Here is a 10,589-nt window from a genome sequence, read left to right as displayed (position 1 = left end):
GTTCCATAAAGCCATGTAACAGCGCGAAAAAACAAGCAATCTTGTGAGAACTTGTTTTTTGGCTGGAAGGACTCCGGATTAAAGGGGCTGAGCCGATTGCACAACATTTTGCTCTCGCCGCCATTGGAAAGGCTAAAATGTTGTATTTCCAGCAGCATTTCACTATCCGACTCTACTCCGCTCCCTCCCAGCCGCCATCAATGCCTCCTCCACCCTCACCTCGGACACGTTATTAATTAAGCATTAGCTTAATTAAGTGTAGACTTAAATAACGAGCATTCTGTGGAGGGTATGCGAAGGCGAGCCAAATTAAAAAGCTGTCTCACAAGTTGCAATCATGCAACTGTGGGACAGCTTAGAAAGGGATCATTACTATTTTATGCTGTCTCGCGCCGATCAGGCGGCAGCAGGATCGCTAATAACCCGATCATCGGGAGGACGCTGGAATAGTTCATCACCTTTGTCAGCCCCCAAGCTTCTGCGGCATGTCCCAGGATGATGGCGCCGAGCGCCCCCATGCCGAAGGCGAGTCCCGTAATGAGACCTGACGCCATTCCGACGTTGTTCGGAATGAGCTCCTGTGCGTACACGACGCTGACGGAGAAACCGGACAGCAGGATGAAGCCGAGCAAGAAGCTCACCGGATACACCCACTCCAAGGATAAATGAGGCAGCAGCAGCGCGAACGGTGAAGCACCGCCGATTGAGAACATAATCATCCGCTTACGGCCGAATCGATCCGCGAGCACGCCGCCGAAGAAGGTGCCAAGCACACCGGCAGCCATGAAGATGAAGATCGGCACTTGAGCCGCCTTGGTCGACAACCCATACTTCTCTACGGCGAAGAAGTTATAGAAGTTCGAGATGCCGCTGAAATACCAGGATCTCGAGAAAACCAGCAGAATCAGTATCGTCATGGCGAAAATAATAACGCCTCTGCTCTGACCTGCTGCACCGTTCTGACTGGCCGCTCTCGCTGATTTCTTAGCCGGCTTCCCATGCTGATCCAGCTGCCCTTTGTACCAAGGAACCACCCGCAGCAGGATCGCGATAGCCGCAGCTGCCAATAACGTCCCCCAGATCGCGCCGGGTTGTCCCAGGGGCAAGAAGATAAAGATCGTCATCAGCGGAGCCAGCGAGCTCCCCGCATTGCCGCCGACTTGATAGATGGATTGCGCGAGCCCTCGGCGTCCTCCAGCCGCAAAATAGACGACACGCGAGCCCTCCGGATGGAATATCGCTGAACCTAACCCGATAAACACAACCGCTCCTATTACGGAATAGAAATTCGGCGCGTAAGCCAGTCCGGCCATCCCGAGCATGCTAAGCCCCATTCCAATCGGCAGCATCCAAGGCATCGGCCGCTTGTCGGAGAAGTAGCCCACGACAGGCTGCATGACGGACGAGGTCATATTCAGCGTAAAAGCAATCCAGCCCATTTGCCCGTAGCTTAGATGAAGTGATTTTGCAAAGACAGGAAACAGTGCGGATACGACGGCCTGCATCGTATCATTCAATAAATGTACAGCACTGATTGCAAACAAAATGATGTACAGTGTACCGGTTTGCAAAGCAGCTGTACGTGGTGAAGCTGTAGCCAAACTCCCCAACCACCTTTCTCAAATGCAACCCTATCACCAAGTGATAAGGTGAATCTCCGTCTTCCTTTAGTCTACTTGCAACCTTAGCATAATCGCTGAGCAGTGACAATTATCCATTCTTAAGCAAACTTTCCAACTAATATTTGGAAATGTAATCGTTGACATCGCTATACAGTGCCGTTATTCTTTACATAGTAGTAACGCTTGTCCTTCCATTTAGTGCCCATTAAGAGGGGAGATTATTTCGTGCCCAAGTTTCGTAATCATACTTCCGTTTCGTTGCTGCGCATGTCAATTATGGGATCGCTAGCCGCTCTAATGCTCAGCAGCTGCTCGCTATTGCCTGCTGAAGAAGAGTCGCTCCAGCCCCCTATACTAAGCAAGAAAGAAGAAATCCATGAAACAGAAGCCGTCAAACGCGGCAATATGGAACTCTATCTATCCTCAACCGCAACCGCTTCATCCGATACCAATCAATCTGTCTCGTTCCCGGAATCCGGCGCTCGCTTGAAGAAGCTGTATGTGCAGCCTGGAGACACCGTGAAGGCCGGTGCACCGATTGCCGAGCTGGATACCGGGGGATTACCGCTCCAGATTAAACTTCAAGAGCTTACCGTCGAGCAGCGCACGCTTCGCTACTCCGATGCCGTGAAGAGCGGCGATGAGGAAGAAGCACGTCTCGCCCACATCGACCTGGAGAAAGAGCAGCTTCAACTTGACGCCCTGCGCAAGCAGTACCAGAAGTCGCTTCTGATCTCTCCGTCAGACGGAATCATCACGTACTTGAATGAACTCAAGCCCGGTGAAACGGTAGAAGCGCTGCAAACGATGGCCATCATCTCCAATCCGAATAAAGTCAACTTTATCTACGAGGCAACAGACGCTTCCAAGATCGCCTCTGTCAAGAAGGGCATTGAAGTGGACGTCACGGTGGATAAGAAGACCTACAAGGGCACCGTTATCCAAACGCCGGCAACTGCGCCTAAGAGCGATGTCGATGCCATTAAACGACGTAATTCCAGAGCGCTTATTATCGCACTGGATGCGCCGAAACCGCAGATCGAGATCGGTAAGCTGGCTGACATTAAGCTGTTTATCGAGAAGCGCAGCAATGTCCTCATTATTCCGCGCGGCAGCCTAAACAGTATGTTTGGCCGCAACTACGTGAAGATTATCGAGAATGATCGCGTCAAAGAAGTCGACGTCGAAGTCGGCCTCAAGACCAGTGCCGAGGTTGAAATTAAGAAAGGGATCGATGAAGGCCAGAAGATCATCATCGATAACTAATAACAGAAGCGTCCCATGCGCAAGGTGTATGAACTCCATACACCTTGCAGCACGGGACGCTTTTTTAATGCTTATTTGCCTTGCAATGTGAAGGAGAACGCATACGTCTTATTCGCTTGCAGCAAATATTGCGGATGCGGCATCGCACCCCAGCTGTCATCCCCGCCTACGCCCATTTGCTTGTAGTTGATCCGAACAACCGTCTTATCGCTGGCAGGCAGCTTATAGACATGATCATGCGCTTCCAGCTCAAACGGCGTATACGGCAGCACATTGAGTTCAAAAGATGGTGCACCCGTGATATGCAGTGTCGCTCCCGCGCCATTGCCAATTGCAGCGCGGCGTACGCCCATCTTGTTGCCGCACTCCTGCGGACGCAGGTAGGGAACGAATTGCTCCGCCGGTGTGCCTTGGTGCAACCCAAGCTTCGCACTTCCTTGGCGATCCCAATACGATTCATGAGGCCCTTTACCGTACCATTCCAGGTTCTCGAAGGAGCCATCCATGACGAGCATCATGCCGACTTCCGGAATTTCCGGCAAGCCGTCTCCCGGTGCCAGCTGCTGGAGCACTTGGATCACCCCGCTGCCCATCACCGTGTACGTAATGGAGCAAGTGGATTCCACTGTAGTCGGCAGCAGATATTCCGCATGCACGATGACTCGGTCGGCCAGCGCTTCCCACCGGAGCGCACGCAGCACGCGTTCTTCGCCGGCACTGCGCCAAGTTGCACAACGCTCGTGGTGCTTGTTGCCGCGGTCATTGTCGGTATACGCGCGCCAGAAGTTAGGCGCAAGTGCGCTCTTCAGCAGCTCCGTTCCACCAACCTTGTAGGATACGAGACTGCCGGTTGTTTGATCGAATTCGGCTGTGAAGCCTGCCCCTTGCACGGTCAGCACATCCGCGAGCTCGGATACATCCACTGCACCACTGCTTTCAACGCGCACAGAGCCCACAATCGCCGACTTCGAAGCGGCAAGTACGAATTGCTCGAATGCGACCTCATGACCGGCAGCGGCCCATTCTGCAGCCTCTGTCGTGACGAAGCTGATGGTCAGGACAGCTTCCCCGGTTTGCTCCTCGCGAGCCGGCAGCGGAAGTGTAATCTCCGCAGCTTCACCCGGTGCCACAGAAACAGTCAAGCTGCCGTCTTCAGCAAGCACACCATCAAACGCAACCGACCACTGCAGCGTATAAGCATCCAAATTCGTGAACAAGTTCTTATTCTGAATGCGGTACAGGCCTTGATTGCCGTCAACCTCGGTAATCCCGATATTCTGGTAGCATTTCTTCACTTCCAGCAGTTTAGGCGAGATGGAGCGGTCCGCGAAAATCAACCCGTTGCCGCAGAAATTACCGTCATGCGGCTGCTCTCCAAAGTCTCCGCCGTAGGCCATGTAAGAGACACCGTCTTCGCCGGTTGTCCAGATCGCTTGGTCAACCCAGTCCCAAATAAATCCGCCCTGCAGCACCGGATGCTTGTCGAACAGCTCCGTGTAGATATGCAATCCACCGCAGGAGTTGCCCATCGCATGGCTGTATTCACACAGAATATATGGCTTCTTCGGACGATGATCATGCGCATACTCCGCCAGCTTATGCGGCTTCGCGTACATGAAGCTCTCGATATCTGTCGCGTCAGCTGACTCTCTCCACATCGTTACGCCTTCATAATGAACGAGACGTGAAGGATCTGCTTCGCGTAGGAAATCATGCATTTTGACAAAGTTGTCGCCGCCAAAGGATTCGTTCCCAAGCGACCAAATGATGATGGACGGATGGTTCTTATCCCGCTGCATCATGGAGTTCGCCCGATTCAGCACATTGGCTGTCCATGCTGGGTTGCTAGCCGGTACGTTATGCGGCAGCAGCTCCATTTGATCATAGGCCCAGCTGCCATGCGTCTCTAAATTCGTCTCGTCAATGACGTACAGACCGTATTGATTGCACAGTTCATACCAGAGCGGATGATTCGGGTAATGCGAAGTCCGAACAGAGTTGATATTGTGAGTTTTCATCAATTTAACGTCTGTAATCATGTCCTCAAGCGCGAGCGCACGGCCGGTATGGCAAGAGAATTCATGACGGTTAGTCCCTTTAAACACGATACGCTGTCCGTTAATGAGCATCAGCCCATTCTTGATTTCAAACTTACGGAAACCCGTTTGCGTGCTGATTGTTTCAAGCTGCTTCTGCTCGGCATCCTTCAGACTAATGACTAGCGTATATAGGTTCGGCTGCTCTGCACTCCACTTGAGCGGATTGGCTACTTGCACGGAGGCTTCAATCTCAACTTCCGCTTCGCTGCTTCCAAGCGTAGTGGTTACAACGATGGGCTGCGCTAGAACCGGCTGCCGCTTGCTGTCGTACAATTGCGCTTCGACCGTTACCGTACCCAGATCCGCTTCCCAGTAATTCATAATTGTAGCTCTCAGTTTAAGCTCGGCATCGCGGTAAGCCTCGTCAAGCTCCGTTGTTACGAAGAAGTCGTAGATATGCGCTTTCGGCGCCGTATACAAATACACATCACGGAAAATCCCGCTCATCCGCCAGAAATCCTGATCCTCCAGCCAGCTTGCATCGCACCAGCGGTACACTTCGACGGCAAGCTTGTTGTCACCGGCACGCAGATATGGCGTAAGATCAAACTCAGCAGGCGTAAACGTATCTTCGCTGTAACCGACCAGTTCACCGTTTACCCAGACGTAGAAAGCCGACTCTACACCTTGGAAGCTGATAAATACTGGCTGCCCCTGCCAATTATCAGGAACCGTAAAGCTGCGCACATAGGAGCCAACAGGATTATATTTGGTCGGTGCAAAAGGAGGCTTAAGGTCCGGCTCCGATGCTTCCCACGGATAACGGATATTCGTATATTGCGGGTAATCGTAGCCTTGCAGCTGCCAATGTCCGGGTACTGCGATTTCGTCCCAAGCGCTCGTATCGAAGCCATCCTCGTAGAAGTTCGTAATCCGTTTGGAAGGCGTTTCGGCAAAAGCGAACTTCCACTTCCCGTTCAGCGATAAGCTATTGTGAGATGCGTTGCGATCGCCGTTCAGTGCTTCTTCTATAGAATCGAAGGGCATCAGCGTAGCATGTGCCTTCATTCGGTTCAATTCAAAAATCTCAGGGTTATTGTTCCATTCCGGATAACCGTTAGCCGGCGGTGTATAAGTGAATTTCGATTTCAACGCGAGCACCTCTTTCTAGTAGTAGACATCCATAAGGCTACTTTATCGGAGTTGAATCCCTATCGTAAATATAATAAATAGACGGCATGGATATAAAAAAGAGGAGAGCCGGCAAGAAGGCTTCCCCTCTCGCCTGCACACTCCTCTTGCGAGCTATTCAAATCGCAGTGCTTCAATTGGCCGCAGATTGGATGCTTTGTTCGCCGGGAACAAGCCGAACACCACGCCGATGAAGACCGAGAAGCCGAATGCCAAGCCTATGATTGGCATCGACAAGACGACGGTCATGCTCATCGCCTTGGACAACAACTGCGAAGCCCCTACGCCAATGCCAACGCCGAGCAGACCTCCCAGTCCGCTTAAGGCGATGGCCTCGATAAGAAACTGGGTGAGAATATCCCGCTTCTTCGCGCCGATCGCTTTGCGAATGCCGATTTCCCGTGTCCGCTCGGTAACGGACACGAGCATAATATTCATGATGCCGATGCCGCCAACAAGCAGGGAAATCGCCGCAACGCCCCCAAGCGCGAGCGACAACGTATCCGAGATGCTGCTGAAGGAATCGAGCAGATCCTGCTGGTTGAATACGCGGAAGCTGTCCGTATCGCCGCGGAACTTCTTCGTCAGCGCTGTCTCCAGCTCGGTTACGACGGCATCCATTTTGTCCGCGTCCGCTACCTGCACGTTGATTGTTTTGACCCCTTTGGATTTAAACAATCTCTCTGCCGTTGTGATTGGGATAACAACTACCTCATCGTTGGAGCCTGTGAGCGAGCTACCTTTGGATGCCAGCACTCCGACAACTTTGTACCGTACCCCGTTTATCAGAAACGTCTGCCCGACCGCGTTTGTCGTACCGAACAGATCCGTTGCCGTCGTCGATCCCAGCACCGCAATCTTCTGATAATAATCGAGGTCGATTTGCGCGACGAACCGCCCTGCCGCCACATCATACTCCTTCACGTCCAAGTAGTCTTCTGTCGTACCGACTACGCTGACTGACGTGCTCTCGCTCCCGTTCTTGACGGTCGCATTCGACTGATTAATCGGAGCGGCAAAAGCGATGTCGTCCTTCGCCGTAATTTCCTCCGCTTCCTTATAGTCCACGGTCGTCTTGGAGCCGCGCCCCGTAATATTGACCGTGAGCAGATTGGTGCCTAAGCTCTGCACTTGATCGGTGACCTGCTTCGTTGTCCCTTGGCCGACACCGACCAAAGCAATGACGGCCGCTACCCCGATAATGATGCCCAGCATCGTGAGCAGCGATCTCATTTTGTTGGAAAGGATGCTTTTAGCCGCCATTTTGAAGGCTTGACTGACGTTCACGTCTCTCACCGCCTTCTTCACTGATTTGACCGTCTTGAATGCGCACGACTCGCCGCGCTTGCTGCGAAATGGCCGTATCATGCGTAATGAGGACAATGGTATGTCCTTGCTTGTTCAATTCCTTCATCAGCCCCATAACCTCGACCCCGGTACGGGTATCGAGTGCTCCGGTCGGCTCATCGGCCAGCAGAATCGGCGGGTTGCCCGCCAAAGCTCTTGCGATCGCGACGCGCTGTTGTTGTCCACCGGACAGCTCGCTCGGTTTATGCTTGACGCGCTCTTCGAGTCCGACCTTGGTGAGCGCTTCGATGGCCTGCTCCTTGCGCTGCTTCGCAGGGATGCCCCGGTAGATGAGCGGAAGCTCGACATTCTCAAGGGCAGACAGCTTATTGAGCAAATTAAAGCCTTGAAAAATAAACCCGATCTTGCTGTTGCGAATTTCAGCAAGCCTATTCTCCCGGAGTCGGCTCACTTCCTCGCCATCGAGCCAATACTTGCCTTCTGTCGGCGCATCCAGGCAGCCGATGACGTTCATCAGTGTCGACTTGCCGGAACCTGACGGACCGATGATCGCGATGAAATCACCATAATCGACCTTCAGCGAGATATCAGTGAGTGCGTGGACGGTTTCTCCGCCCATTTTGTACAATTTGGACAAATTCTCGATATGAATGAGTGGTTCACGTTTGGCTTCCATTAGCGTGTTCCTCCGCCGCCGGTGCCTCCACCGCCTCCGCCGCCTTGCGTACGCGTCTGACCTCCGCCTCCGCCTGCTGCGCCGCGTTCGACCCTGACACCGCCGCCTCCGCCGAAGCCGCCTCCACCGCCAAACCCGCCGAAACCGCCGGCTGCACCTGCGAAGCCTGCTTGAGCCCCGTTAGTAGTGGTTGAAGCTACAACAGTCGGCACCACCACTTTGTCGCCTTCTTTAAGTCCGGAGAGGATTTCAATGTAGTCTTCATTATGAATTCCGACCTCAATCATCGTTGGAATGCCGTTGCCGAAGCGGCTGCTTGCACCGTTTCTGCCACCCGCACGACCGCCGAATTGCCCGCTTCCGGTGCCTGCGCCTGCTTGGCCGCTGAATTGACCTCCTTGGCCTTGTTGGCCTTGGCCTCTGGATTGACCCTGGCCTTGCGTTTGCTCATCGCCGGAGCCTGCTTTATCTGTACCTTTATCCGTCGTTGTATCTGATCTGCCGCCACCTGTTGCGGATGTTCCGCCTGCAGTGCCGGTGCTTGCCGTTTGCGTACCCGCCGGGAGCATAACCATGTAACGTTTGCCCAATGATTGAACCGCGTCGATTGGAAGCATGAGCGTGTTTTCTTTCTTCTCGATCTCGATGCTTGCTTCCGCGGACATCCCGCTCTTGAGATTTTGCGCTTTATCCAGGGCAACGGTAACATCGAATGAAGCTACCCCGTTGCTCGCTGTACCTTCATCCGCGATTTTGACTACTTTGCCCGTGAAGGTCTGATCTGCCAATGCTTCTACGGAGATCGTTGCGCTCTGCCCCTCTTTGACCTTGGCGATATCGAGCTCATCGATGCCAACGACCATTTGCAAATTGGCATAATTTGCGATGGTTAAGATTTCAGTTGAAGGATTCAAGGAGTCGCCTTCGACAATAGACAGCGTTGTAACTGTGCCATCGATCGGCGCCGTAATGGTGCTGCCTTCTTGGCCGTCTTCCAAGTCGGCGATTGACGTTCTGGATTGCTCGATCGCGAGCTGCTGTTTCTTCAAGCTTAGTTTAATGTTGGAAATATCGCTTTCCTCTGTCGCTGTTTTCAGCTTGGACTGCGTATCCTCCAAGTCTAGCAGCTTGCTTTCGAGGTTGAGCTTCTCGGATTTGATTTTGTCGGAGTTGTCCACGCCTTCGATCGTCAGCAGCACGTCGCCTTTCTTGACGATGTCGCCTTCTTTGACGTTAATTTTCTCGACAGTGCCTTGCTCGGTCGCTTTCACCGTTTGTTTGTAGAGCGGAGCCAAGCTGCCGGTTCCACTCACATGCACCTCAATTGTACCTTTGACCACTTGGGTGGTGGATTGTACCTGCGCTAACGGCTCCTCCTTCTTGCCCATTTTCATATAAACCACTACTGCGGCCGCAACTAGCAGCACGCCGATCCCGAGCAGCCACCATTTTCTCATTGCCCGTTTCCTGCCTTTCCTTGAGTGCCCGGATTGAACCGGAGCGAGATATATTGCGCCGTCTTGTTATCGGAGGACAGCCACACGGTGAGGATGTCGCCTTCTTTGAGATCAGCGGCTTTGAGCGCATTGGTAGTCATGCCATCCTGACCTCGGCTCATCGTTATGATTTCCGTGTCGGCGTCGACCGCTACCGTTGTCTGCGCATCTTCAAATTTCATTTGATTCATGAAGCCTCCGCCGCCTCCGAATCTACCGCCTTGACGTTTGCCGCCTTGGGCACCGTCTGCGCCTGCGTTACCTTGCGGGGCATTAGCTGCCGCTCCGTTGCTGCCGTCGGTTGGGGGAGCTTCGCCTTGTGGGGCATTGCCGTTGTCGGCAGGGGCCGCATTCCCTTCCGAAGAGGCGGCATTGCCGGTACCTTTTCTGCCTTCGCCCGATTTCGCCTGCCCGTCCCGATTCGGACGCCCGCCACCGCCGCCTCCGAAACCGCCTCCGCGCGGCATATCGGCCGGAGATAACGTTGACTTCTGCACGATAATCGCATCGCCTGACACCTTCACCACTTTTGCCAGAAAATCCGCCGTTCGATCCGGCTGATTCACACCGCCGCCACTAAACCCGCCGACAGCCGCTTGTCCGTTATTAGTCGGCTGCTGCTCGTCGTTTTGCGAGCCGCATCCCGTCAGCATCGCCGTCAGCAGCATCGCCGCGGCCATTAATTTCAAACTGGAACGATCCATAAGGTTAGGATTCCACCTCTCTATTTGTTCTCCGTAATTCACAATAGCACGCATAAATGAAGTCCATGTGAAGAGAAGCGAAGTTGATGAGTTGGTGGGAATCTCAGTTTAATTTTCTGGCTAGTTTGCCGTTGAGAGTCGGGTTTTGCGACTCTCACCATCCGGCCGGAGCGAGATTTGGTTAGTTTGGCTGCTGAGAGACGGATATTCCGACTCTCGGCTTCATTTTCTGTCGTTTTGGCCGGTGAGAGTCGGGTTTTCCGACTTTCAGCATCCGGCGGGAGCGA

General features: G+C 53.3%; 7 protein-coding genes. 1 reads left to right on the top strand and 6 read right to left on the bottom strand.

Annotated features, from left to right (window positions below):
- Positions 1-377: 377 nt before the first annotated feature.
- Positions 378-1,601: an MFS transporter gene (locus BLW29_RS27315; RefSeq protein ID WP_256208973.1), complete on the bottom strand. Its 1,224-nt coding sequence runs from the start codon at positions 1,599-1,601 to the stop codon at positions 378-380.
- Between the two features lie 246 nt (positions 1,602-1,847).
- Here BLW29_RS27315 and BLW29_RS27310 point away from each other — a divergent pair, with 246 nt between their 5' ends.
- A complete protein-coding gene (locus tag BLW29_RS27310; RefSeq protein WP_090985649.1) occupies positions 1,848-2,888 on the top strand; it encodes an efflux RND transporter periplasmic adaptor subunit in 1,041 nt (346 codons plus the stop codon).
- A 71-nt stretch (positions 2,889-2,959) separates the two neighbouring features.
- On the opposite strand, the gene BLW29_RS27305 is transcribed toward BLW29_RS27310, so the two are convergent.
- The 5 genes from BLW29_RS27305 to BLW29_RS27285 form a co-directional block, all read right to left on the bottom strand.
- A complete protein-coding gene (locus BLW29_RS27305; RefSeq protein ID WP_177186841.1) occupies positions 2,960-6,079 on the bottom strand; it encodes a beta-galactosidase, LacZ type in 3,120 nt (1,039 codons plus the stop codon).
- Positions 6,080-6,232: 153 nt separating this feature from the next.
- Positions 6,233-7,405: an ABC transporter permease gene (locus BLW29_RS27300; RefSeq protein WP_090985647.1), complete on the bottom strand. Its 1,173-nt coding sequence runs from the start codon at positions 7,403-7,405 to the stop codon at positions 6,233-6,235.
- The gene (locus BLW29_RS27295) at positions 7,371-8,102 is read right to left on the bottom strand and encodes an ABC transporter ATP-binding protein (protein ID WP_090985645.1); all 732 of its coding nucleotides are present in this window, start codon (positions 8,100-8,102) and stop codon (positions 7,371-7,373) included. Before BLW29_RS27295 ends, BLW29_RS27300 begins: the two co-directional genes overlap by 35 nt.
- Complete coding sequence (locus tag BLW29_RS31570) at positions 8,102-9,559, bottom strand: efflux RND transporter periplasmic adaptor subunit (protein WP_090985643.1); 1,458 nt, start codon at positions 9,557-9,559, stop codon at positions 8,102-8,104. The genes BLW29_RS27295 and BLW29_RS31570 overlap by 1 nt, the downstream gene beginning before the upstream one ends.
- Positions 9,556-10,302: a hypothetical protein gene (locus BLW29_RS27285; RefSeq protein WP_090985641.1), complete on the bottom strand. Its 747-nt coding sequence runs from the start codon at positions 10,300-10,302 to the stop codon at positions 9,556-9,558. The genes BLW29_RS31570 and BLW29_RS27285 overlap by 4 nt, the downstream gene beginning before the upstream one ends.
- Positions 10,303-10,589: the final 287 nt, after the last annotated feature.

Origin of the sequence: Paenibacillus sp. CF384 (assembly GCF_900106745.1) — a bacterium.
In the GTDB taxonomy this organism is placed as follows: Bacteria; Bacillota; Bacilli; order Paenibacillales; family Paenibacillaceae; genus Paenibacillus_Z.
The sequence above is the reverse complement of the archived record's forward strand: the minus strand, read 5'-3'. Positions and strand labels throughout refer to the sequence as shown.